The organism is Vibrio spartinae, assembly GCF_024347135.1.
GTDB classification, from domain to species: domain Bacteria; phylum Pseudomonadota; class Gammaproteobacteria; order Enterobacterales; family Vibrionaceae; genus Vibrio; species Vibrio spartinae.
In genome coordinates this window covers 730605-756040 of sequence record NZ_AP024908.1, presented here as the reverse complement: position 1 = coordinate 756040, position 25436 = coordinate 730605, and the positions used below count along the sequence as shown (strand labels likewise).

General features: G+C 44.8%; 21 protein-coding genes and 2 tRNA genes. 13 read left to right on the top strand and 10 right to left on the bottom strand.

The features are described from left to right. The first annotated feature begins 281 nt into the window (after window positions 1-281). Entirely contained in the window at window positions 282-1949 is a 1668-nt protein-coding gene (locus tag OCU60_RS21095; RefSeq protein WP_074371111.1) for an ATPase RavA domain-containing protein, read from the top strand. Between the two features lie 9 nt (window positions 1950-1958). Continuing rightward, a complete protein-coding gene (viaA, locus tag OCU60_RS21090) occupies window positions 1959-3416 on the top strand; it encodes an ATPase RavA stimulator ViaA (protein WP_074371110.1) in 1458 nt (485 codons plus the stop codon). A 73-nt stretch (window positions 3417-3489) separates the two neighbouring features. Here the strand turns inward: viaA and OCU60_RS21085 are convergent, their stop codons facing one another. From OCU60_RS21085 to yghU, 3 genes are all read right to left on the bottom strand, one after another. Further along, the gene (locus OCU60_RS21085; protein ID WP_074371109.1) at window positions 3490-4254 is read right to left on the bottom strand and encodes a MipA/OmpV family protein; all 765 of its coding nucleotides are present in this window, start codon (window positions 4252-4254) and stop codon (window positions 3490-3492) included. Between the two features lie 411 nt (window positions 4255-4665). After that, window positions 4666-5253 carry an acetate uptake transporter gene (locus tag OCU60_RS21080; protein ID WP_074371108.1) on the bottom strand — a complete coding sequence of 196 codons (588 nt, stop codon included), beginning with the start codon at window positions 5251-5253 and terminating at the stop codon, window positions 4666-4668. Between the two features lie 235 nt (window positions 5254-5488). Continuing rightward, the gene (yghU, locus tag OCU60_RS21075) at window positions 5489-6349 is read right to left on the bottom strand and encodes a glutathione-dependent disulfide-bond oxidoreductase (protein ID WP_074371201.1); all 861 of its coding nucleotides are present in this window, start codon (window positions 6347-6349) and stop codon (window positions 5489-5491) included. Window positions 6350-6766: 417 nt separating this feature from the next. Between yghU and OCU60_RS21070 the strand changes: the two genes are divergently transcribed. Beyond that, window positions 6767-6853, top strand: a tRNA-Leu gene (locus OCU60_RS21070). A gap of 28 nt (window positions 6854-6881) precedes the next feature. After that, a tRNA-Cys gene (locus OCU60_RS21065) sits at window positions 6882-6955 on the top strand. A gap of 99 nt (window positions 6956-7054) precedes the next feature. On the opposite strand, the gene OCU60_RS21060 is transcribed toward OCU60_RS21065, so the two are convergent. After that, window positions 7055-7843: a lipase family protein gene (locus OCU60_RS21060; protein WP_074371107.1), complete on the bottom strand. Its 789-nt coding sequence runs from the start codon at window positions 7841-7843 to the stop codon at window positions 7055-7057. A gap of 298 nt (window positions 7844-8141) precedes the next feature. Between OCU60_RS21060 and OCU60_RS21055 the strand changes: the two genes are divergently transcribed. The 3 genes from OCU60_RS21055 to OCU60_RS21045 are packed head-to-tail and all read left to right on the top strand — an operon-like array spanning window position 8142 to window position 10930. Continuing rightward, complete coding sequence (locus tag OCU60_RS21055) at window positions 8142-9512, top strand: cobyrinate a,c-diamide synthase (protein ID WP_074371106.1); 1371 nt, start codon at window positions 8142-8144, stop codon at window positions 9510-9512. Then, entirely contained in the window at window positions 9509-10471 is a 963-nt protein-coding gene (gene cbiB / locus OCU60_RS21050) for an adenosylcobinamide-phosphate synthase CbiB (protein WP_074371105.1), read from the top strand. Before OCU60_RS21055 ends, cbiB begins: the two co-directional genes overlap by 4 nt. A gap of 45 nt (window positions 10472-10516) precedes the next feature. Further along, the gene (locus tag OCU60_RS21045; RefSeq protein WP_074371200.1) at window positions 10517-10930 is read left to right on the top strand and encodes an NUDIX hydrolase; all 414 of its coding nucleotides are present in this window, start codon (window positions 10517-10519) and stop codon (window positions 10928-10930) included. Window positions 10931-11022: 92 nt separating this feature from the next. On the opposite strand, the gene OCU60_RS21040 is transcribed toward OCU60_RS21045, so the two are convergent. Together OCU60_RS21040 and OCU60_RS21035 are read right to left on the bottom strand one after the other, a co-directional pair. Then, a complete protein-coding gene (locus tag OCU60_RS21040) occupies window positions 11023-11496 on the bottom strand; it encodes a peroxiredoxin (RefSeq protein WP_074371104.1) in 474 nt (157 codons plus the stop codon). Window positions 11497-11799: 303 nt separating this feature from the next. Beyond that, window positions 11800-12117, bottom strand: a complete 318-nt coding sequence (locus OCU60_RS21035; RefSeq protein WP_074371103.1) for a DUF496 family protein — start codon at window positions 12115-12117, stop codon at window positions 11800-11802. Window positions 12118-12597: 480 nt separating this feature from the next. Here OCU60_RS21035 and OCU60_RS21030 point away from each other — a divergent pair, with 480 nt between their 5' ends. From OCU60_RS21030 to OCU60_RS21015, 4 genes are all read left to right on the top strand, one after another. Then, window positions 12598-13248, top strand: coding sequence for a YceH family protein (locus OCU60_RS21030; protein WP_074371101.1), 651 nt, complete (start codon window positions 12598-12600; stop codon window positions 13246-13248). A 6-nt stretch (window positions 13249-13254) separates the two neighbouring features. Continuing rightward, a complete protein-coding gene (locus OCU60_RS21025; RefSeq protein ID WP_074371100.1) occupies window positions 13255-13554 on the top strand; it encodes a GIY-YIG nuclease family protein in 300 nt (99 codons plus the stop codon). A 257-nt stretch (window positions 13555-13811) separates the two neighbouring features. Then, window positions 13812-14912: an autoinducer 2-binding periplasmic protein LuxP gene (locus OCU60_RS21020; RefSeq protein WP_370738654.1), complete on the top strand. Its 1101-nt coding sequence runs from the start codon at window positions 13812-13814 to the stop codon at window positions 14910-14912. A gap of 40 nt (window positions 14913-14952) precedes the next feature. Continuing rightward, a complete protein-coding gene (locus OCU60_RS21015; RefSeq protein ID WP_074371098.1) occupies window positions 14953-17535 on the top strand; it encodes a LuxQ periplasmic sensor domain-containing protein in 2583 nt (860 codons plus the stop codon). An 83-nt stretch (window positions 17536-17618) separates the two neighbouring features. Here the strand turns inward: OCU60_RS21015 and OCU60_RS21010 are convergent, their stop codons facing one another. Next, window positions 17619-18146, bottom strand: coding sequence for a hypothetical protein (locus OCU60_RS21010; protein WP_074371097.1), 528 nt, complete (start codon window positions 18144-18146; stop codon window positions 17619-17621). A 176-nt stretch (window positions 18147-18322) separates the two neighbouring features. Between OCU60_RS21010 and OCU60_RS21005 the strand changes: the two genes are divergently transcribed. Further along, window positions 18323-19798 (top strand): cobyric acid synthase, encoded by a 1476-nt coding sequence (locus OCU60_RS21005; protein ID WP_074371096.1) that lies wholly within the window; start codon window positions 18323-18325, stop codon window positions 19796-19798. A 66-nt stretch (window positions 19799-19864) separates the two neighbouring features. On the opposite strand, the gene OCU60_RS21000 is transcribed toward OCU60_RS21005, so the two are convergent. From OCU60_RS21000 to yccS, 3 genes are all read right to left on the bottom strand, one after another. Continuing rightward, on the bottom strand, window positions 19865-20191 hold the full coding sequence (locus tag OCU60_RS21000; protein ID WP_074371095.1) for a hypothetical protein: 327 nt from the start codon (window positions 20189-20191) through the stop codon (window positions 19865-19867). A gap of 106 nt (window positions 20192-20297) precedes the next feature. After that, entirely contained in the window at window positions 20298-20510 is a 213-nt protein-coding gene (locus tag OCU60_RS20995) for a hypothetical protein (RefSeq protein WP_074371094.1), read from the bottom strand. 310 nt (window positions 20511-20820) lie between these two features. After that, entirely contained in the window at window positions 20821-22986 is a 2166-nt protein-coding gene (yccS, locus tag OCU60_RS20990; protein WP_074371093.1) for a YccS family putative transporter, read from the bottom strand. Window positions 22987-23358: 372 nt separating this feature from the next. Between yccS and helD the strand changes: the two genes are divergently transcribed. Next, window positions 23359-25428, top strand: a complete 2070-nt coding sequence (gene helD / locus OCU60_RS20985) for a DNA helicase IV (RefSeq protein WP_074371092.1) — start codon at window positions 23359-23361, stop codon at window positions 25426-25428. The last annotated feature ends 8 nt before the right edge of the window (window positions 25429-25436 follow it).

Here is a 25436-nt window from a genome sequence, read left to right as displayed (position 1 = left end):
AATGTGATCGGGTATTCTTGGAGAAACGATACCGCTATGACACTCAAAAATAAAGGCTTTTAGTTTGAATAAATCTCAGTGTTGATAATGATACAGAACTCATATTTGGAAACATAGGTTTCAACCAATCGCACGAATTATGAATCTGATATAAAAACAACAGTACAAATTAAATCTTGTGCAACATCTAATTAACAAAACGATAAAATTATAATAAACTGAAGTTGTATAAAAATATTACAACAAGAGCTCAGTATCTTGTGAATCTAGTGAGTCATTTCATGGTAAGTTCAATTCCTGCGAGTCATTCGCAGAAGGCGTTGCTGTCAGAAAGAATCAATAAATTAGCCAGAGCACTGGCTGATGGTGTCTATGAACGGGAGCACGCGATTAAAATTTGTCTGCTTTCTGCCCTTGCTGGTGAGAGTGTGTTTCTGTTGGGGCCTCCCGGTATAGCAAAGAGTTTGATTGCGAAACGTCTGATTCAAGCTTTCGAAAATAGTTCTTATTTCGAATACCTCATGACGCGTTTTTCAACGCCTGAAGAGGTGTTCGGCCCCTTGAGCATTCAAGAATTAAAGGATAACGGACGTTACCTTCGGTTAACCAAAGGTTATCTACCCACGGCTCAGGTCGTTTTCTTAGATGAAATCTGGAAAGCCGGCCCCGCTATCTTGAATACATTGCTGACGGTCGTGAATGAAAAAACGTTCAACAACGGTAGTGAAGTTGAGCGAGTACCCATGCGTCTGTTGGTGTCGGCATCGAATGAGTTACCAGATAAAGACAGTGGTCTGGAAGCGTTATTTGACCGGATTCTGGTGCGGATCTTTGTCAATCGCATCCAGGATAAACAAAATTTTAAGTCGATGCTGACGGTGGGTACACCGCAAGAAGCCCATATTCCAGAAGGATTGGCGATTACCGATCAGGAATATCATGAGTGGCAGCAGGCATTAGACCAATTGACGTTGAGTAACGATGTTTTTGAAAAACTCTACCAGCTCAAGTCAATGCTTGATACAGCAGCGGAAAACAGTACATTGACGACATCTGATGAGATGTATGTTTCTGACCGACGTTGGAAAAAAGCCGTCAAACTGCTCAAAGCCTGTGCTTTCTTTAACGGTCGTGACAGCATTAATCCACTGGATCTGTTTCTGTTACAGGATTGTTTGTGGAATAGCCCTGATTCTCTTGCCATTGTGAAGGACGTAATTCGTGAGTTTGCGTTGAAATATGCGTTTGATCAGCAGGATGTTGAGCACCAAATGGAGATCGGTCAGGAAGCGTTGACCGATATTCAACGAGAACTGGAAGAGAAATATACAATGCCGTTGGCGGTTGAGAAAACCGCAGGGTTGATTAAGAAACAGGTCTATAGCTATGATTTGACACATGCGAAGACATATCAATCCGGTAATCGCAAAGATCTCCTCAAAATCGTGTTACTCCAAAGTCATACAACTGTCACCGATGCAGAGAATACTGATAAGTATTGTCATTGGGTTTATGTCCCTAAAGCCGAGTTTGACAAGGTTATCCGCGAAGGGGGCGGTGAGCTATTCGGTTATGTGAACCAAAATACCACCCTTTGTTCTTTTCAGTTTGGCGTTGACTCAGAAGACTTGTTGATTATCAAAGATATTGCCAATCGTTCGGTACTGGTTTCTGTCGTGACGACACAACATCAAAATCAGCATCAACTCTTTCAGGCATGGCAAACACGGATTGAACAGGTTCATCATCAATTGGCGCAAGCCGCCACGCATTTACGTCAGGCATCTCGGCAGTTTCATGATGCATTGCCACATCATTTCATCGATCCTGAGCTGCCTGTGGCGATGGAAAGTTCATTACAGCAATTACAACAACAGTTGGAGCAATCAATTACTGCGAGTGAAGAAGCCGCTCAGCAGATGAATCATTTCGGTCAGTATTTCGCTTAGGAGATTGTGATGTTAGGTGTTGACGGACTAAATCTCGCAATGATAATCGCCGATTCGGGTTTAATTGATACCGCGGTGAATGAACTGATGGACAACATTCAGCTGTTGATCGCGGTTGAAAACCGAGGTGTGAATACTTCGGTACAAAATCATTTGCTCAAGTGGCGTGGTCAGGTGAAGAAAAGAATGACCAATGTTTGTGAAACGGAGCGATTTCAACAGGAATTAGCGTTATATCAGGAAGTGATTCATTGGGATGAAAAGACATTTTTTCAGAAAATCCCTGAGGTGTTACAACAACTTGAATGGCATTCTGCATTTTATACCACCGCCCGCCAGTTATGTGGGCAAAAGAAAAATTTCAGTAATCCGATGTTTCCCCATTACTTTTGCGATCAATGGTATAACAGTTTATCCAATGCGCTCAAACAGGCGCAGGTGATGGAGCTGGAAGCGAATAAAGATAAGGTATTGGACGACTTATATAAGCGGATTGAAACACTGCGCTCTATGGATCAAGTCACGGATACCGACGATATAAAAAGTATCCGCCGTTTGTGGAATATGGCCGGTGCCAAGTTAGGCAAAGTTGATTTGACCGTGATGAAAAAACATGCTGAATTTCTTAAAAAACATAAGGAAATTCAACAGATCGCTGAAAATCTTGGTCGTATGGCCAGCGAGGTGGATGATCCTGATCTGCAGCAGGCAAGTGTCGAAACACTACAGTTGGTTGAAGAACAATCTGATCAGGCCACCGACGATATTGTTGGTGTCCATCAGAGTGATGATTTGAATAAAATTCTTCCCAATGAGATGCTATTTTTAGCACATCCTGAGCTGGAAGTGATTTTTTATAAGCATTTGATTGATAAGCGGTTGTTGAACTATCGTATGCAGGGTAAATCGCGAACATTATCAAAAGTGACCACGACAAAACCAGCCAATGCTCAAGTGGATATTGAAAAAGGGCCGTTTGTGGTGTGTATTGATGCGTCCGGTTCGATGAACGGGTTTCCGGAGCAGTGTGCCAAAGCGGTCGCCTATGCTTTGATGCAGATTGCTCTGGCGGATAACCGGGACTGCTATGTTGTGATTTTCTCAACACAAATCATTACCTATCAACTAACGAAGCAAGATGGGCTGAGGGAAGTTTGTGACTTTCTGAGTTATACCTTTAAAGGCGGCACTGACCTAGAACTGGCATTATCGGATGCGATTAAGACCATGCACAGTGATCGATATAAGAATGCTGATTTGGTGGTGATTTCTGATTTTATGGCACCGAAACCTTCTCAAGAGTTAAATGAAGCAATCAATACGCTAAAGGCACAGCATAATCGTTTTCATGCCATTAGCCTTTCTCGCTATGGGAACCCACAATTAATGGAAATATTTGATTACAACTGGCGTTATTATCCCGGTATTATCGGTCGTTTGATAAAAAGTCGTTCGTCTGTCAGATGACTTTATTTAAAAACAGCAAATCATTTAAAAAAAACAGAGAGTCGATTGACTCTCTGTTTTGGTTTTTATGCAATTAAAAGCGATAAGAAATACCAGCACTTGTTTGAATGGTGTGACTAGAATCAACCATTGGACTATCTTGGATTTCGTCGGGTAATACTTGATAACGGCTGGCAATAAATGCACTTAAAGTATCAGAAACATTATATCTGAATGCGACGCCGAAATAAGGTGTGACTGCACTGCCGGGATCATAAGCTGTTAATCCACTCCGCGCCGATTCGCTTGAACTGACACCATAATAATGCTGGTTCAAATCACTGTTGCTATATTTGATACCTGCTTCAGGAATGATGGTTAATTGCTGAGTAAAAGGAATTGGATAATTATATTGTGCGGAAGCAATCATGCCGCCATCGCTTTCATCGAGAACATCGATCGCAAGCGAGGAAGTGATATTTCCAAGTGGGGAGCGAAATGTATAAGAGATTGCGCCCATCGCTGTGCTGTCTCTTTTGTCCAACAATTTCATTTGGCTATTGTTGGCATCATCCGGATCGAACTCCTGAGCATAGTAAGACACAGACGCTTGTAACACATTGTATTCATCCTGATACAAGTAGGCCCCAGCTGAGAGTCCATGAACAAAGAAAACCTTATTATCGTAATTGACTATCGGTAGCGGAAAGACATTTTCATCATAATCTTTATAAGTTGACGTTGAATATGCAGCACCGAGACCGAGTGAGAAGTCATTTTCTGCAGCATATCCCGGAAAAGCGATTAAGCATGATACCGGAATAAGGCATAAAACCTGTTTTAAATATAAGTTTGACATTAAAGCTCCTGATCACCTAACAAAGTTGTTTTTATTATTTACCCTATGTATATAAAGTGTAATTTCTTGCTTTACAGACAAGACGAGTAAAGAGATTTACATTGATAAAAATACGCTTACTGAGAGTAACACAGTCTGTATGATGGTTCAAAATGATATGCTTGGTCGAGATTTATAATCAGATAGTTGTGACGTTCAATTTTCAGTTGCATCATGACTTATTCATGGTGCGTTGAATTATTGACTGTCTTGATGATGAACGCTTTGGTATTTATTTTTGTCAGATTTACCGAATCATAAATATGACTGAGTGACACAAACAGAATCAGCCTGTTGAAACAGGCTGATTTTTATGATGATTCTCACCGTTGTTCTATAGGGAGGGATTCAGTGGGCAAGGGCGACATGAGATCAAGCAGCAGCGGGTTGAACCTTGACCTTGCGTTTATCACCCACGGGTAAAATCACACGACCATATTCATGGTTGAGCACTTGCGCCATCGCGAAATAGATAGCGCTTGCACCACAGAAAATACCTTCAAAACCGGCAATCATACCAATGGTTTCATTACCGGTGAAATCCCGGATTGCCAGCAATGCAAACAGAATAGTCAGAGAGCCGAATACCACTTGCTTGGCGACTGGATAACACAAAGACCCAATAAACATAAATCCGGTGAAAATTCCCCACAATGCGAGGTAGCACCCCATAAAGTGAGCAGGGCTGGCTGGCAGACCCATTTTGGGCATGACAATCAGGCCGACTAAGGTTAGCCAGAATAAACCGTAAGAAGTGAACGCAGTTGTACCGAATGTGTCACCACGTTTAAAACACATAATGCCGACAATGACTTGACTGAGTCCGCCATAAAATATCCCCATGGCCAGAATCATTGAATCGAGGGGGAAGAACCCGGCATTGTGAATATTGAGCAATACCGTGGTCATACCAAAACCCATTAAGCCAAGAGGGGCCGGGTTGGCTAATTTCATTGACATGAATACTTACCTTTACAAATAGATGAGGAATAAACTGTCGTGTTGGTTGTTTGACAGCATCAAAACGACGCGGATTCTAATACTTCATTAGAGAAAAGCAATATATTTATCGAGTGATCGATAGCGAGGGAGAATGATTTGAACAGCGGGGAATGGCGTCCTGACTCAGCATATGAGCAGACCAATTTGTCATGAATAAAAGCGCACTCTCACAAGTGCGCTTGATTGAATTGTTCTATGGTTTTAGTTTCAGAGCTTTATCAATATCTTCTGCGCTATGTCTTTCAGCCAATTGTTCCCATTCTTCACCAAACGTACGGTTGACAATACGGCCACGCTGGACGGCTTCACGAGCTTCAATTTGTTTTGCCCAACGGACAACATGCTCGTATGTCTGAGCCTGTAAAAACTCAGCAGCGTTATATGCCTGACCTAACACAAGGTTGCCATACCACGGCCAAATGGCCATATCCGCAATGGTATATTCCTCACCAGCCACGTAAGTATTTTCTGCGAGTTGTTTATCTAACACATCTAACTGGCGTTTCACTTCCATCGCGAAACGGTTAATCGGATACTCTTGTTTTTCATCGGCATACGCATAGAAATGACCAAAACCACCGCCTAAAAACGGTGCGGAGCCTTGCGCCCAAAACAACCAGTTCAATGTTTGAGTTCTTGCTGAACCACTTGTCGGTAAAAACTTGCCAAATTTTTCAGCAAGGTGGACCAATATAGAAGCTGACTCAAACACGTTAACAGCTTCATCTCCTGAGTTATCAACCAAAGCAGGGATTTTTGAGTTTGGATTGACGGCAACGAATCCCGATGAAAATTGCTCAGAGTCTCCGATGTTAATGAGATGAGCGTCATATTCGGCTGCTTTAATGCCCAATGCTAATAGCTCTTCAAACAGGATTGTGACTTTTTGGCCGTTCGGTGTACCTAATGAATAAAGTTGGAATGGGTGCCCACCAACAGGCAGATCTTTCTCAAATCTTGCCCCTGCTTCCGGACGGTTAATATTCGCCCATTGATTCCCTGAACTTGGTTCATTCTTCCAGACTTTAGGTGGTACGTATTGGTTCTCACTCATCTGAATTTCCCCTTTTCTTTTCGCTCTTGTTGGTAAGCCGAGTGGCTGAACGTTAATGATAGGGGTCATCATAATCCGTTGAATATAGAAGGGGAATCAGTTTGTGAGAAATCCGATAGATTCAAAAATCATGTAACATGACATAAAAATATGAAGAGAAAATGCCTGAATGCTTGAAAATGGAATGAACGCGGTTACCAGCGCAGTGCTGGACATGAAAAGGCCATGATTGTGGCTACAGGGGGGTGACTGGTTTTTATCCGGATTGTACGCTGTCTATACCGATGCGCATGTTTATTAGCCATTTGATTGATAATAGAGAAATTTTTGTTGACCTCCAATTTTAATCCGATAAAGTATGCTTCGTTCTCACGGTTCATACCGATGAGAGATGGTGTTACCATCGCTTTTAGCGTTGCCCTGGTGGTGGAATTGGTAGACACAAGGGATTTAAAATCCCTCGGCGTTCGCGCTGTGCCGGTTCAAGTCCGGCCCGGGGCACCATCTACGATGATTGAGAACGAAATAATTTGGCGCGTTGGCAGAGTGGCTATGCAGCGGATTGCAAATCCGTGGACCTCGGTTCGACTCCGGGACGCGCCTCCATATTGTGATAAAAAAAGACGCTTCAAGCGTCTTTTTTTATATCTCTTTTTATATTTCCGGCACCGACTTACCGGTCAGTCTTTTTACCTCATCCCATCTCTAGCGCTCGTCAAAGAAATCCTTATTGCGAATGTACTTACTCATCAAATGATAAGAAAACGGACGAATCACCCAACTAAGCAGCGAACGCCCGAGTCGGATCAAGGCCGGAGTATTTTCATAAATACGCCCGTTATAAAGCCAGAGCAGTTTACCAACATGCCAGTAGATAAACGGAAATGGTGGTAAAAAGGTCACAATATCGATGTCGCAACAGATACGATAGGTTTTATGCTTTAACGTATACTGTCTATAGAAGTGCCAGTTGCCGACGGCTGGTTGACCAAAGGTGACCACGCGTTTAATACATTTCGGTGTTCTGCGTTCCAGATAGTCCGCCACAACACATGCCATTGCTCCACCGGATGAATGTCCGGTGAGTACGATGCGTTTCCCCTGTTCAATCAGTGGTAACAAAATCGTTTCCAGCCTTTCCAGTATACTGACACCGAGTTTATCTTCATTACGAACTGGCTGGCTTTCCTGTTGCAACAGATAGTACAAACCGGCATGAATATGATAAGGCAGCCCGAGTGACCGACAGTCTTTCATCCATAGTGCGAGATTTAACACCCAATCACTCACGGAATGAGAGCCTTTAAACACAACCACGACTTCGTCCTTTTGGCGGCTCCATAGTACCCGGATCATGGTTTTACTGTGTCGATCACGAATGATACGTTGCCCGTTAGGATCAAAACCATACCGGGTATGCCTGAATATTCGAGGGTAGGCGAGTTTACAAAGTACGGCATAATGTTCGTACTGATAGCGTTTGAGTGGTTTCAAGCCGGTTGCGGATGTCCTGTCGTCTGATCTTTGTATTATCGGTCATCAATATGAAAATTTGATGAAGCTCTTGATATCATCCTGATAACGTATCTGATGTTCGATTCCGTTCATCATGTTATCCCGATGGATATTGGGTGATTTCTCAGCTTTATCGGCGATGGCGCTTTTTGTAAACACTTTTGTAGATTCAAGTGAGGCAGAACGATAACTTTGTGGTGATCAGGTCTGGTTACTTCTGCTATGGTGTTGTTTTGATTAGAAATCAGCTTTAAACCGACATGAGAGTTAAACCGACATGAATGCATTCTTAATTGGTGGCACGAGCAGTGGCAGTGGCAAAACGACCCTCACCTTAGGTTTACTGCACGCATTTCGACGCAGAGGTTTGTCGGTTCAGCCGTTCAAAGTCGGTCCCGACTATATTGATACGGCATGGCATTCGCGGGTTTCTGGCACCTCATCCAGAAATCTGGACGAGTTTATGTTACCGCAGGCGGTGTTATTGAATACGTTTTACCAACGTGTCGCTCAGGTTGATGTTGCCATCATTGAAGGGGTGATGGGGTTATACGATGGTTACGGCACGGACCCTCACTATTGCAGCAGTGCCGGAATGGCAAAACAACTGGCTTGTCCGGTGATTCTGGTGATTGACGGAAAAGCGGTATCAACGTCGGCAGCTGCAACGGTGCTGGGGTTTCAGCAGTTTGACCCAACCTTGAACATCGCCGGTGTGATTCTCAATCAAGTCAATTCGGACGGTCACTTCGATTTATTGAAAACCGCAATTGAACGTTATACCGACATTCCGGTGATCGGGCGTTTACCGCATCTCAAAGCGATTGAATTACCTTCTCGTCATCTCGGGTTGGTCACGGCGCATGAGCAAGCGGCTTATGATGACGCTTGGGATCAGCTGGCCGATCAGATTGAACAGCACCTTGATCTGGATTTACTGCTTCAGCTCTCAGCGTTGCCGCCGGCACCAGTAACTGATGACACGCTGGCGCTGGCTCTAACAGGGCAAGGAGACGGGCTGACATTAGCAATGGCTTATGATGATGCCTTTAATTTCTATTATCAGGATAACCTTGATCTCTTGGCAGCAAGCGGGGTTCGTATAGTTCGTTTCAGCCCTTTGCAGGATCAGGCTCTGCCTGATGCGGATCTGATTTATATTGGCGGGGGCTTCCCTGAATTGTATGCCGAACAGTTGTCAGCCAACCAACCCATGCTGGCAGCATTAAAGCGTGCTCATGAGCAAGGGGTTGCGATCTATGCAGAGTGTGGCGGACTCATGTATTTGGGTGAAAGTTTGGTTGATCAAGCCGGGCAGACCCATCCCATGAGTGGTATTTTTCAGGGGTATAGTTCGATGACGACTTCGCTGAAGCGATTTGGTTATTGTCAGGTTGCTGCGAACCAAGATGTGTTGATTGCTTCACAAGGTGAGGAGATTCGGGGGCATGAGTTTCATTACTCCGAATTCACAACCGACCTTGTTCCGGTTTTCACCTGTACTAAAGTGCGGGACGGTCAGGTTTTGCAGCGTTGGCAAGGCGGGTATCAAGTCAAGAATACGCTGGCGAGTTATCTCCATGTCCATTTTGGTCAGAATCCCGATTTATTGTTGCATTGGTTCCGACGGGGAAGCGTTCGCCCATGAGCCTGTTGATTTATTGCAGTGCCTTTATTCTCGATTTAATCCTTGGTGATCCGCCTCATTGGCCGCACCCGATTCGGTTGATCGGGACGGCGATTACGCGTACAGAACAGATGATTCGTCGTTTGAGTCATAGTGAGCGTGTGCTGTATGCGGGAGGGGCCGGATTATGGATTGTGATTGTGGCGCTGAGTTGGGGGCTGACTTGGCTGGTGTTACAAGCTGCCGCAGCGATTCATCCGTGGGTTGGTGTGATAGTGACCGCATGGTTGGCTTATACCACATTGGCTGGTCGATGTTTGGCTGATTGTGCCAATCTGGTTTATCGGGCGCAGGGGCAGGGCGATATCGAAGAGAGTCGCCGACAATTATCTTATATTGTGGGGCGCGATACCCGTCACCTCGACAATGCTCAGATTTCTCGTGCTGTGGTCGAAACGGTTGCAGAAAATACGGTTGATGGGGTTATTGCACCGATGTTCTATCTGTTTCTTGGTGGTGTGCCGCTGGCAATGGCGTATAAAGCGGTCAATACGTTGGATTCAATGGTGGGTTATCATCATGAAAAATACCGAGCGTTGGGCTATGTTTCTGCCAAAATGGACGATCTGGCGAACTGGTTACCTGCGCGCTTGAGCTGGTTACTATTTTCTCTGGCTGCTTTGTTGTTGCGTTACGATGCGCGAGGCGCATTCACCATTGGTTGGCGGGATCGCTATCAACATAAAAGCCCGAATTGTGCATGGTCGGAAGCGGCGGTTGCCGGTGCTTTGGGTATACAGCTTGGCGGTGCAAATGATTATTTCGGCCAGCGGATAGAAAAGCCTTGGATTGGTGAGTATCACCGTCCGATTGAGCGAGATGATATCCAGCGCACGATTCGACTGATGTATCTGGTATCGGTATTAGCACTGTTGGTTGACATCGGTGTATGCTGGACGATAGGAATCGGTTTATCATGAAGTGATGCTGGTGTGTGAGTTATGGCCCGGAGGAAGAATAAAATGATGAAAGTGCATGAATGTGTGTCTTTTTTATTGGTTGATGATACCCAGGTCCTGCTGGAAAAGCGTTCGAAAGATAAAACATGTGATCCTGATATTGTTGCTATTCCCGGTGGTCATATTGAATTGGGTGAGTCGCAAAAAGAAGCGCTGTTCCGTGAAATTCAGGAAGAACTCGGTGTTACCCCGAAAAATTATCACTATCTCTGTTCGCTCTATCACCCGACAACAGAGATACAACTTCTGCATTATTATGTTGTCAGTTTTTGGGATGGCAGTATCTCGTCTTTCGAAGCTGAGGAAGTCTTTTGGTGTGACTTGTCTGAAGCACACGTTGACACGCTGGCAGATAAAGTGGCCTTGTCTGAATTCCATCGTTTAAAAGGCAGCCCGATATTACCGAATTTAACGGCGTGAATAGCGTGACTGATTGTGTGGTGCGGTGAATCTCAATACATGAAAAACGGAAACCTCGGTTTCCGTTTTTTTTTGATCTCTGCCAATGCGATTTATAGACTGGCAAGGATTGTTTCAGCGTTGCTGACTTCAAATGATTTCGGGGGTTCAACATTGAGCTGCTTGACCACGCCATCTTCAATGATCATGGCATAGCGTTGCGAGCGAATGCCACCGAATTGCTCGGTATCCATTTCCAGACCGATCGCTTTGGTGAAACTGGCACCGCCATCAGCCAGCATCATAATTTCTGAAGCATTCTGCGCTTCACCCCATGCTTGCATTACAAATGCATCATTGACAGAAACACATGCGATAATATCAATGCCTTTCGCTTTTAACTGGTCGGCCAGCACAACATAGCCGGGCAGATGAGCTTCCGAGCAGGTTGGTGTAAATGCACCGGGAACAGCAAATAAAACCGCTTTCTTACCGGCAAACAGTTCTTGAACCTGATGATTGACGATGCCATCTGCTGTCAGTTGACTTAACGTTGCTGCAGGGAGTTTCTGACCTTGTTCGATCATGATGTTTTCCTTTTATTGATATGAGGGCTTCCATTGAGTCTAGCTTGAAATCAGATCAATAAAAACATAAAAATATTAGGGGATTATGACGAGATAAAGGTGTTTTCTATGGTGACAAGCGTGTGCTGCCATGTCGCTGAGAACAATTATGTCGTTGAGAGCTCATGTTGTTGAAAGCTCATGTTGTTGAAAGCTCATGCGTTGAAAGCTTATACGTTGAAAGCTTATACGTTGAAAAATATGGCAGCGTAAAAAACCCACATGGCTGTGGGTTTATCTGGATCAATTACGATGCTGTAGGGATTATTTTTTACCCTGAGTCTGGAGCTTATCTTGTTCGGTTAGCTCTTTAATGCGACGGCTCATTTCCCGGCGCTCTTTGGAAATTTCCGCACTTTTGATGATGTGATCATCCACCCGATCTTCATAGTCTGCTTTCATGTTTTTCACGATGGCAATGAACTCATCGTGTGTCATTTCAGGTTTGATGTAATCTAGCAGGTTATCAAGCAGGTCAACACGTTTACGGTTATCCCGAACTTTTTTCTCGTTATCGATCAACTCCCGTTTTAGTTTGTTCTTACGGCGTGCTAGCGAGACAATTTCAAATACGCTGCTCATCGGTTCCTTTCCTATTGTCTTATTAAATGGTCTACCAGAATTAAATCATATCCATCGCCTTGGGAACAGCCCTGAGATCAATCAAAAGTAGCTTTGTCTGCTGAATTTTCTAGCGATTAGCATCTGAGGCAGCTGGAAATGTGATTCCCCGGTTGAACATGATTTATTTTCTTAGTCAGTCACTATATGATACTGACATTCCTATTATCACTCGTCAAAAGTCATGTCATTATCATCAGAGATTATTGTTCCTATTTTTGAGGAACCGTTCGAAGACCCATGTCAGGATAAACTCAGAACTGGCTATATCACAGCAAGAAAATCGTATAGTTTCACGGATATCGAATTACTTCGTTCACGAATTGTTGTGTTGGATGAGGATGGTCATATAGTTAAATGTAGTTTTGTTGTCGAACATTAATGATGTTGAATATTGGTGTTATACCGAATTCAATTGAATAGAGCATGAAGGAAATCATGATGAAGTATGAGCTTAGTGCGCATGAGGCGCGGATTATCGGCAGTTTAATTGAAAAATCGATTACCACACCGGATTACTATCCGCTGAGTCTCAATAGTCTAGTCACTGCCTGCAATCAGAAAAGCAACCGAGAGCCAGTGATGAATTTATCTGAATCTCAAGTGATTGAAACCGTGGAAGGTTTAATCGCTCGTCGGTTTGTCAGTGATGAAAGCGGTTTTCACAGCCGGACCAGCAAATACCAACATCGCTTTTGCAATACGGAGTTCGGAGATTTGCAACTGACAGAGCAAGAGCTGGGAATTATTTGCTGCTTGTTGTTACGTGGTCCGCAAACTCCGGGAGAATTACGAACCCGAACCAATCGTCTCTGTGCTTTGCCGGATATGAAAACAACGGAACATGTCTTGGAAACGCTGATTGAAAGAGAATTAGTGGCCAGATTGCCGCGGGAGCCGGGCAAAAGAGAAATTCGCTATCGTCAGACGTTTACACCTTATGATGCAAGTGAAGATATTGCAGAATCGGTAGCGGAGGCTCCAGCACAACCAGAACGACTCGACACCCTTGAACAAGAAGTGGAGGCATTAAAGCAGGAAGTTCAGTGGTTACGCGCACAAATGGATGAGTTCCTTTCTTCTCATGAATAAGATTTGATGACTGACAAACAAACCGTTGAATGGTGGATTTATTTGATCAGAACGCCCCAAAATGCGCTTTACTGCGGTATAACAACCGATATTGCACGACGCTTTCAGCAGCACCAGTGTGGTCAGGGAGCAAAGGCATTACGGGGCAAATCTCCTCTGACGCTGGTCTGGAGCCATCCGGTCGGCACACATCGTGACGCGTTGCGCATGGAAGCGAAGGTCAAACGTTTTTCCAAAACCCGCAAAGAAAAAATAGTGCTCGAAAATTTATTTCCGTCGCAAATTTTTGATCACAAAGATGCATAACTATCTGTAGAACGTTCATTTTGTACTAATCTTAGATCGATCACTTATGAGATAAGGTGGGTATTGATGAAGAATTATCGATTGATGGCAGTGGTATGTTCTTTTGTGGCACTTAAGGCTGTATCACCTCAGCGATGCGATTCACCTTGCTTTTGTCGTCCCCCGTATTGGGTCGTTCAGCTCACTTTCCCTTTATTTTTAATGTACTACGAGCGTATCACGACAGCTCTTTCTTTTGTTTCTGTTGAACATATTCAATTAATGAGAAGATGATAATGAGACTTTTTGGCGTTATTTTAACCACCTGCTTCCTTGTTTATCATTCAGCAGCGTATGCGTTAAGCGGCTATTGGCATTACAACGAATTTCTTGATTTAAACCCCAAGCAAAAGCAATTGACACTCTCTTTGGCAAATGCGGTTCGGCTTGAGCCGAAGCCATTACAGGCGACTCAGAAACACCCAGTAAAAATATCGGTGATTTATCCCGGCCAGCAAGTCTCGGATTATTGGAGCCGTAACATTCGGGCTTTTGAATTACGCTTGAATGAGCTGGATATCAAGTATGAAATTCATCAAGTGTTTACGCGCCCGAATCTGGATATTCGTCAACAAAGTCTGTCTTTGATGGAAGCATTAAAGAATAAATCCGACTATTTGATTTTTACGCTCGATACCACCAGACACAGAAAATTTATTGAGCATGTGTTAAGAGGCCGAGAAACCAAAATGATTTTACAGAATGTGACGACACCCGTGAAAGACTGGGCTCACCAACAACCTTGGATGTATATCGGTTTTGACCATGAAATTGGAACTGGCATGTTGGTGGATTATTTTAAGAAAAAATTGAAACCCCATTCACCTTATTCTGTACTGTATTTTTCACAAGGCTATGTGAGCGAAGCCCGAGGTGATACCTTCATTCAAGCGATGACTGAATACCCGCTCGTCTCATCATTTTATACTCAGGCCAATCAGGAAAGTGCCTATAAAATTACACTTGAGAATATGACAGAGCATCCGGAGATTAAATTGTTGTATGCCTGTTCAACCGATGTTGCTCTCGGTGCAGTGAAAGCCTTGAAAGAACTCGGCAGAGAGGATGTTCTCATCAATGGCTGGGGTGGCGGTTCTGCCGAGCTGGAGGCGATACAGCATCATGATTTGGATGTCACGGTGATGCGAATGAATGATGACACCGGTGTTGCAATGGCAGAAGCCATCAAGTGGGATCTTGAAGGGAAAAAGGTACCGACGGTTTATTCCGGGGACTTTGAGGTAGTTTCCAGTGCAGATCAACCCGAGCGAGTTGAAGCGTTGAAACAACGAGCATTCCGGTATTCTGATCGACACTGATCCGATCGGAAATGATAGATAAAGAAAGAGACCATGTTTTATGAATGTCAGACCGAGCCCTATTCATCAGAAACAGAAGATAGCGACCTACTTTACTCGGGCAATTACAATTATTATTGTCATTCTGACCTTTAGTGTCCTGTTTCAAAACTATCAGATCAGTAGTCAGTTGATCGCTCAGGAAGTGCAGCGAACGGCAAATCAGACTTCAGGATTAGTGCAGGGCATGGTCAATTTCCGTCTGTCTTTACTCAAAATCCATCAAGATGGTAGTGCGAAAAATGCTGATTTATTACATGCGGTAAGTTCTGGGAAATCGCAATATATTGATCAATATTTCCGTGCCGTTGACCAGCTTGACCCGGATAATACCCCGGATGTCCGTTTTATTGCTGGGTTGAATCATATGCTGTGGGATGACGGGAACGCTCAGTTCTATGGCATTGTGCCGAATGAATTGGAATCTGTTTCACACCGGATTGCAGTGAACAGTGAATGGATGTTGGTGAAAATACCGTCTTTACTGGAGACCGTTTATGGTTTGGCAAGAAGAACGCCGCTGGTGAGTAATTCTGGTGAATTGATCGGTTACTTATACGTCATGTTTGTGATTAATAATAATTACAATCTTATCGAACAAATTCGCTCCCGCAGTAATTCGCAGAATTTGATCTTAGCGATCGGGTCCAATGTGCTTTCGACGACGCTCAACGGAGAAGAGTCATACTCAGAGCAGGATGTGCTTGTTAACCCCCAACATTCTGATCGGCTTGAGTCTTATACGGTCAACACGACTGAGCTGAATGTTGATGATAAACCGACACAGCTGATGATGTATGCCGTTCAGGATAATCAGAATGTGGTCAAACTGAAGCGTAATTTTTATTATGGTGTGGTGTTTATTCTCGTGGCGACCGTATTGTTCTCTTTCATCTTGTGGCGATGGTTACATAAGCGCATTCGTGCTGAGATTGAAAAACTGGTGCAGTTTAGTCGCTCAATTGTGGACCGTGGGGCCGAGCATGTTTTTCATGGTTCAAAGATCGAGGAGTTTGACCTATTCGGGCGAGCACTTGAACATACCTTTAAGCGTTTATCTGAACAAGAAAAGCAATTTGAGAATCTGTTCAACTTCTCTATTGCTCCAACCATTTTATGGGGCGCAGATGGCCGTTTACTACGGATGAATCCGGCCGCGGTGAAACAGTTTTCAAAAGAGAATCAAGTCGCTACGTTCTATGAACTAAAAGAACGATTAATTCCGAGTATCAAAAAGGCATCCAGCGGAGAGACGCTGAACGAAGTTGCGACTGAGTTTGAAGGTCAAATATTCCGCTGGACGATTTCACCAATAGTGAGCGAAGGCCATGTTGAGTCGGTCCTGACTCAAGGGCAGGATGTCACAACCATCGCTGAAGCTGAGAAGCAAAGCCATTTGGCGCGCAGTGAAGCAGAAAGAGCTGCTGGTGCGAGAGCCGGTTTTCTGGCCCGGATGAGTCATGAGGTCAGAACACCTTTAAATGGGATTTTGGGTGTTTCACAATTATTGAAAGAGAGTGTGACGGATGACAAGCAGCGTGAACAGGTTGGTGTGCTCAGTTTATGTAGCGAACATCTGCTTGCGGTTTTGAATGATATTCTGGATTTCTCCAAGATTGAGCAAAATAAGTTCAAACTGAATCCGGTTCATTTCCACTTGATTGAGATGGTTCGAGTCATCGAGCGGATTTATCAGCCGTTATGTCAGGAAAAGGGACTAGAACTCGATGTCATGACCAATATTCAGAAAGATACCATCGTGGTGATTGATCAAATCCGTCTGAATCAAATCACCTTTAATCTACTGAATAACGCCATTAAATTTACCCGTGAAGGTGAGATTTGTGTACTGATCAATTTAAACCATTCAGAAGAAGGGGCAATGTTTCATGTCTTCATCTCTGATACCGGTATTGGCATTGGACATGATGACCTTTCGTTGATCTTTGAACCCTTTATTCAAGGCGGTACGGCATCGAACGGCGAATTTGGCGGGAGTGGTTTAGGGCTATCGATTGTGAAAAATCTGGTGGAACTCATGGGAGGCGTCGTATCGGTCTCATCTCAGGTTGGTAAAGGAAGCAGCTTCGAGTTCACGATCCCGATTGAGGTTGAGCAATACCATGCTAAAAAAGTGAAAGAGACGATTGATCAGGTGCCGTCTGGTCAGTTGTTCGAGCAATCTCCTCATGTACTATTAGTTGAAGACAATAAGACCAATGCCTATATTGCGAAGGCATTCTGTGAGCGTTTTGGCTTGCGGGTGACATGGGTTGAAGATGGAACGGTTGCGGTGGAAACGCTTAAAAAAATGGGCTTTGATTTAATTTTGATGGATAACCAGTTGCCGGGAATGGATGGGGTTGAAGTCACCGATTTTGTGAAACATCAACTCAGGCTAGATACCCCCATTTATGCATGTACTGCGGATGATACTGAAAAAACGAAAAATGATTTCTTACATGCAGGAGCAGAGTACATTCTGGTTAAACCCATTCGGGAAGAGAACTTATATAAGGCGCTGGTTCATTTCAGAGATAACCATTGGACGCCGCAGACATCGAAAGCGCTACAATCACATTAATGGATTATTTGCGGTGTATGGGAGGGGCATCCCTGATGAGATGCTTTGACCGGCTTCCAGAGCAAGAAACCGGTCAGCGGTGATTAATATTCGTAACGAACCCCAAGGATAGCTCGCGGCCCCCAAAGCCCGTTGTTGTCAAATCCCATATTGAGAGAGAGTTGATCAGTCGAGTGGAAACGCGCACCGAAGCTGACGACAGAATGTTCATCAAGCTTACCCAGTTTGCCATAGACTTCGAGTTTCTCACCCAGCCATAGCCGAGCACCGATATTAATCTCTCCCAGCGTATCGGACTTACCACCTTCATCTTCCGGGCGTTTGATTTGATGTAACAAGATGGCACCGAACATGTCTGCAAACTGTGTCACTGGCCCGTTAAAGCCAATCCCCCCTGCAAGATCCCAATCGTTATCCATCTGGGTGTCAGCGTGCGCAAGCACATGGAAGTTGTCCACGATACTCATGCTGAATTCAGAACCAATAGATTCAGGCCCGCCACCGACTCGGACTTCAAGATAGTTGTAATTGAAATTTGCAGCATGGGCTGCCAGCGGCGCAAAGATAAAAGCAAGGCCGGTGATGGTTAGACTGAAAGCCTGTCTTAGCATAAAACGTCCTATCGGTTTAATTCCCTTTGTATATAGAGAAGTATAATATATTGATTTTTAATTTAAACGATTAAGGAAGATATTCAAGTGTTACCTATCAGCTGGTTATGATTCTTTGAGTGAATTCCAAAATTCTGATAGTGACAGTTGCTTATTTCTGATGGAGCGGCTCGATTATGAAATCTTCGTTGAATGCACTGATGGTTCAGGGAACCACCTCTGATGCAGGGAAAAGTGTCCTCGTTGCCGGACTGTGTCGGGTGCTTTATCGTCGGGGGATTCGGGTCACGCCTTTTAAGCCTCAGAATATGGCGTTGAATAGTGCCGTGACACCTGATGGGGGAGAAATCGGTCGTGCTCAGGCGGTTCAGGCTTTCGCGGCAGGGATTGAACCCTCCGTGCATATGAATCCGGTATTGCTCAAACCGAATTCCGATACGGGAGCGCAGATTATTCTGCAAGGCAAAGCTGTCACCAATATGGAAGCGGATTGTTACCATGATTATAAGAAGACCGCACTGCATGTGGTGATGGATTCCTTTCAGCATCTTAGTGAATCATACGACAGTATCATGATTGAAGGGGCTGGCAGCCCTGCCGAAATTAATTTGCGTACAAATGATATTGCCAATATGGGGTTTGCTGAAGCGGCTGACGTGCCGGTGATTATTGTTGCGGACATTGATCGTGGCGGTGTTTTTGCACATTTGTATGGCACACTGGCATTGCTTTCTGAGTCTGAGCAAGCGCGAGTCGTTGGTTTTGTTATCAATCGGTTTCGGGGCGATATTGGTTTACTTCAGTCAGGACTTGACTGGTTGGAGCAGAAAACCCAGAAACCAGTGATTGGTGTACTGCCTTATTTACATGGATTGGATATTGAGGCTGAAGATGCGATTGTTGCCACCGAAGTCCGTGAAGGTGATGAGAAGCTAAAAGTGGTCGTACCGGTATTCTCTCGTATCAGCAACCATACTGACTTTGATGCTTTGCGTCATCACCCGGAAATTTCGTTTCGTTATGTCAGGAAAGGAGAAAGCCTCCGTCATGCGGATCTGATCATTCTTCCCGGCAGTAAATCAACCCGTGCTGATCTGGCATTGCTGAGCGCGCAAGGATGGGATAAAGATATCATGCAGCATCTGCGTTATGGCGGTAAAGTCATCGGTATTTGTGGCGGATACCAAATGCTTGGTCAGATGGTGAGTGACCCATTGGGGATCGAAGGGGAGCCGGGTGTGAGTCAGGGGCTTGGGTTATTGGATATCGATACTGAACTGGTGGCGCAAAAGCATCTGACGAACGTGCAAGGCTCACTCAGCCTTGCGGGGAAGGATGCTTGGGTACAAGGATATGAAATTCACGCTGGACACTCACAGCGGCGCGATGGCAATGGTGATCGGCCCGTAATTCAGTTACAAGATGGCCGGGAAGATGGCCTAGTGGATGATGCGAATCAGGTGTTTGGGACTTATTTGCATGGTATTTTTGATCAAACGGAAGTGATGCAATGTTTGTGTCAATGGGCTGGTAGCGGAGAGCTCCAAACACTTGATCACGTACAGCGGAAAGAAGATGCGCTCAATCGGGTTGCTGATGCCATTGAAGCACATCTCGATTTGGCATTGCTGTGGCCGGAACTAGTGGAATAAGCGAGAGTTTCGTACTTTTACTTTTATGGATATGAATTTTATGTGTACGACGATCCAGTGTTGCAATCAGACTTGAACATCGAGTAAAGAGCCGATCATGTCCTGTTCACGCTGAATCACGTTGGTTCCAACACGGTTATATTGTGTTGCCTGATTCAATTTCATGAGGGCGTCAACCTGAGTTTGATCCGGATTTTTGTCAGCAGTTTCTTTTTGCTGGCGAATCGTATTTTGTTGAGGGGCGAGTGATGGATCGACCGCGCGGGGTTCTTGCTGCATTTGTTCGTCGGAGCGATGGCGCGCCGTACGGTTCAGATCACGACTTGCCTCATTGGTCATTTGAGTCGCATGATCGATCATTTGATAACCGGACTGAAGTGCAGATATAGACATAAAAACTCCCTTGGTCGTGTTTATATTATAGCCAAAATATGACTCAGGTACATTTTTTTCTTGAGCGCTATAAGTGCAAGTAAACTGATGTATCACGGACAGCCGCTTAAAACAGGCTGGAGAGCACATCCAACTCTTCGTGAGTCAGAAGCGGCGAACTTTCCGAAGATAAGTTTGCATCGATTTCGTTCTGAAGGCTGCGCAATTGTGCTGGCGTCAACTGCTTGAGCTGCGCTTTTAATGATTCAAACTGGTAGCTTGACAGACTAGGTGCGGATACCGGGAAATCATGGTAACTATGACTGAGTTGTGTCTGCATCGTTATACTCCATTTCTCCATCACTGATGATTAAGTCAGGCCGCAACATTGTGATTTTGTCTCTTTTCTGTACGGCCCAATCTGTATAGCCCAAGTTCAGAGTCTAAGTTTTTCGACGGCTTTTTTTGTCCGTGTAATGTCAGACAAAAGCAAGAATGCTGCATAGGGGTGGGTATATTTGCAACGAAACATCAGTATTGGCCGGTTTGATATGCATAAGCATGCCAATTCAAATGCATTCGGCTGCATTTCCTCACCGATGATATTGCGGTCTTGTGTCGCGTCTGGACAATGAGCCGGGCGGGTTGTCTCAGCGTGATGCCTGTTCGACGCTGCCAGCCAGTTTATTGGTCAGTGAGTGTAGTTCAGGAAGAATCCGGTGAATCAGGTGCAGTTGTTGCAATACCAAACGGACCGAGCCTTGATCTTCCTCATGCCATTCTGCCAGCTGCTTTTCTAATCCCGCGTCTTCAATCTGACTAATATCAGCGTTGTTTTGGTGATTTTCCAGCTGCTCGTGGAGCTGTTGTAGATGCTGGTGAATGACACGATGCCCGTTAAGAACCAAGTGGAGAAACGATTCATCTCCCAATAGTGTCCGGTGTGCACCGATGGTTGAAATATAACTGAGCAGGGCGTGATTTAAGGTTAAAAAGCGGAAACAGTCTTCTTCAGCTTTTCTGTATTTACCCGGTTCAGATAACATGTTATTGATTGCTGTGGTGAGCGCGGCATCCTGATCATGCGCTTCTCTTCTCGCAACACGATAGCCCAAACTATCTTTCTTGCCGATACGGTATTGAACCATCATCTGATCCAGATAATTTTTATTGCTCCGAATGGCTTCAGCCATGACTCGGTGAAGCCTTTTCGCGTGCCAGTCCGGCAGAATAAAAGACACCGCAAGCACAGCAAGGCCACATCCAATGAGGGTATCGAGTAAACGCGGCAGTACCACCGCATATCCGGCGCCCATCTGATTAAAACAAAAGAGTACCAAGACCGTGATAAATCCGGTCGCGTAGCCATAATTATTGTTGCGGAATGCAAAAAACATCACGCCAGAAATAACGATCATGGTGACTTGGCTTGCCTGTGAGGGAAACAAAGTGAGCAGTAAGACACCGATAAACAGCCCGGAAATGGTGCCGATAACGCGGAGCGTAATTCTTTGTCGGGTCGAGGCGAAATTGGGCTGACAGACAAACAGTGTTGTGAGGAGTATCCAGTATCCCAGTTCCAGATCGAGCGTTTGCAAAATGGCATATCCGGTTGTGAATGTCACGGACATGCGAATGGCATGACGAAACAACAGTGAATCGCGGTTCATGTTATTCCAGACACGCTGCCACATACTTCTCAAACCATAAGGATTAGTATCGGAAAGTTGGTTTTCATCAAACTGCTGACTTTCTGGATGCCCAATATTACTGAGCAGCTTTTCGATAGTTGACAAGTTACTAAAAAGATAATGGAGCTGGGCGAATAACGATTTCCACTCAGGACGGGAATGTGTGTGCAAATACTGCATCGAGAGGTGCAGTTCATCGAGTGCTATCGCGGATGCATTCGGGTGTTGGTATGTCCGGTTTTCTTTGATGCTTGTTGCGACTTCCCGACACGCTTGGGCTTGCGTTTCTAAAAGATGCCGGAAACGGAAAAGAATGTCACTGCGCCCGAAATGTTCCGCGAGTTCCTGATATCGATAGTGTGTTGAACTGATACGCTCATGAATATCCTGCGCGAGAAAGTAAGTGTTCAGAAAATGATGGCTGGTGGTATGAATCTGACCTTTTTTACTATAGGAAAGTAAGGTCGCCTTACATTGATTCAATGCTGTCACAATCTGTGCGTTGAAATTGGCTTCACGGATCCGAGAGGGTTGGACCTGCATTTGTGAGGCCGGGTGGAACCGTTCGCTTTTCAGCGCAAAGTAATCAGCCAGATTGAGAAAGACAGCCGAGAGATTCTGTTGTACCGGGCGGTTCGGGAACAGGATCAGCCATACGATTGAGATAAGAAAATACCATAGCGCGCCAGCAAGTAGTAACGTCGGTTGAAACCAGAATCCGGGACTTTGGTGTTCACCAATCATGGTATATACGGCTATCAATAATGAGCCGAAAGCAATGCTGGCATAACGAGAGCTGATTGCGCCGAGCATGATGAAACCAAATGTGGAAATTGATAAACCGATCGCGAACAGAATAGGGTGATAAAACAGAATTTCAATCGAAAATGTCGCAATCGCAAAACAGATCAGTGCCAGACCGATGGTCTTGAGCCTACCGATAATGCTGTCATCTTGTTCTGTCAGTGCTGCGGCAATAATCCCCAGAATCAGCGGCGTGATCCAAGTAGACAGTTGATAATGCCAAGTCGGCACCACCACGCCTAACAGTGCAATTAAAATTAAGACAGAATAATGGAACGTTTTATTCGCCCAATAACCACGAACCCGACTGAGGAATTTCACAGGATTTCAACCATTTCATTCATGTTGTGCCACTATTGTGGATGATATCAGAACTGCGCTGTAACGTATTGAACTTTTGTCCGTCTTTGTCGCAAGAAGGATGAAAAATATGGTGTCATCCTCAATTGGGAAATGACAAACCGTTGACGTATCAAACTGCCTGGTTGTGGTATTTGTTGCGTCTGTGAATGTTAGCCAAACCATGATGTTGGTATGATGCCTCAGAATCGTTGAGATAATTGACTATTTTATATATAAATAGACCCTCGTGTCCTTCGGGCAGGATTTAGACTGCACGAAGGGTATACTTCAGATATTCTTACGCGTGTAACCCAACTTATACGTTGAAATTTAAGTCAATGAGCATAACTGATGCAGCTGAAAGCCAGTAATACTGCGAAATATTTTATGAATGATGAGTTTTACCAAGTCGCGATTGATAGCGAAAAACTCATCGTCCGTTCTCGTGTTGCAGAAGAAAGAATTCCATTTGCAGTCTGGGATGGTTCGGTCCGTGTCCGACGCGGGATTGTGTGGGGCGAACTTGAGTTTTTTGCCCATGTGCATGATGGCCAGCGTTATAGTTGGTTAATTCGCGGATTACCTTGGCCTCAGTGCCGAAAGTTTGCTGACCAAGCGGTTGCTGCCTATCGTCAATGGCACCAATCGCAGTGTGCTCAGCTTGCAACTTACTTACCGGCTTGGCAGCAAGCGTTGAGTCAACGTCAGAATGAACCCGCTTTTCTCGCGCATTCCAAGATCAGAGAATGGCACCGGCAGGTGAGCCAAGATTTGACAGCATTGGGGATGTCTCTCGATGAGATTGAGCAACGGGTTCCCGGGCTGATTGCAGAGATTGTTGCATGGTATCATCAACCTTCCGTAATGTTGTCACAGCGTAACGAAACATGGATTGAGGCACAGCGTGAGCGCTGGGAGACGTTATTTCACTCACTGGAATCCTCGCCTTTAAATCCATCGCAGCAGTCCGCCGTTCTTTTGAATGATGATTACAATTTGGTGCTCGCTGGTGCCGGCTCGGGAAAAACCAGCGTGCTTTCTGCCCGGGTTGCCTATTTGATTGAAAGTGGGTTGGCAAAGGCCGATCAAATCCTATTGCTTTCATTCGGTAAAGATGCGGCATTAGAGATGGAACAACGATTGAAAGACCGGGTGGGGCCGGCAGCGCAACATGTCACAGTGAATACATTTCATCAGCTTGGATTGCGGATTATTCATGAGGTGGAAGGGCAAGGCGTGCAACTATCCCCGATCGTTGGCGAAACCAAGCTCAAAGAAGCCTGGATGACCGATTGGCTCAAAAAACACTGGATGACACCGACAAACTTTAAACGGTGGCAAAAACACCTAAATCAATGGCCGATTGCTTATATCAAAGGGGATGAAGAGCTGGGGAGTCATGTCGAAAACCCTAAATTGATTTCTTGGTTGGCTCAGCAAGTCGAGCAGTTGTCGCTGTTGGGAGCGAGTAAAAAAGAGATTCAGCAAAAAATCGTCGAGCGAGCAGATTATCCGCGTCTGAACAGTGAGCTTGCATTATGCTGGCCATGTTATCAGGCATGGAATGAGATGCTTAAGACTCAGGGACAACTGGATTTTAATCTGATGATCAGCCAGGCGACAGCTTATGTCAGGAAGAAAAAGTATCAATCCCGTTGGCCGTTCATCATGGTTGATGAATATCAGGATATTTCGCCGCCGCGTCTTGCGTTATTAGAGGCGCTTTGCAAACAGTATCAATCGAACGGGAATCTCTTTGCCGTCGGTGATGACTGGCAATCAATTTATCAGTTTGCCGGTTCCAATGTTGATTTAACCACGGGCTTCAAGCAGCGTTTTCCTGCATCGACAGTGACGCATCTTGACACCACTTATCGGTTTAATAACCGATTGGCTGAGGTAGCAAATACCTTTGTGCAGGCTAATCCGCAGCAGATACCGAAGTCACTCAATAGTCTGAAAATACAGAAAAGCAATGCGGTGGCATTGTTGCCCCAAGCACGGATTGAAAAGGTCATCGAGCAACTAAATCGCAAGCGTTCAGCCAAAAATGAAGTCAAATCACTATTAATTCTTGGCCGAAATCACTATCACAAACCGGAATTACTGACAGCATGGCAAAAGCAATACCAACAGCTTGATATTCAGTTCATGACCTGTCATGCCAGTAAGGGCAAAGAAGCCGATTTTGTGATCATTGTGAATGTGGATGAAGGGCAGTTTCCGACCAAAACGAAAACCTTGCATTTAGATGATGTATTAACATTATCAAATGAGACTTTCCCGAATGCAGAAGAACGGCGGTTATTTTATGTTGCAATGACCCGAGCAAGAGAAAAAGTTTGGGTTGCCTACAATGCAGGCGGTTCCACCTTTGTCAAAGAGCTTCTTGAGGGGCCATACGCGGTGTCTAAATTATAATTCAGCTG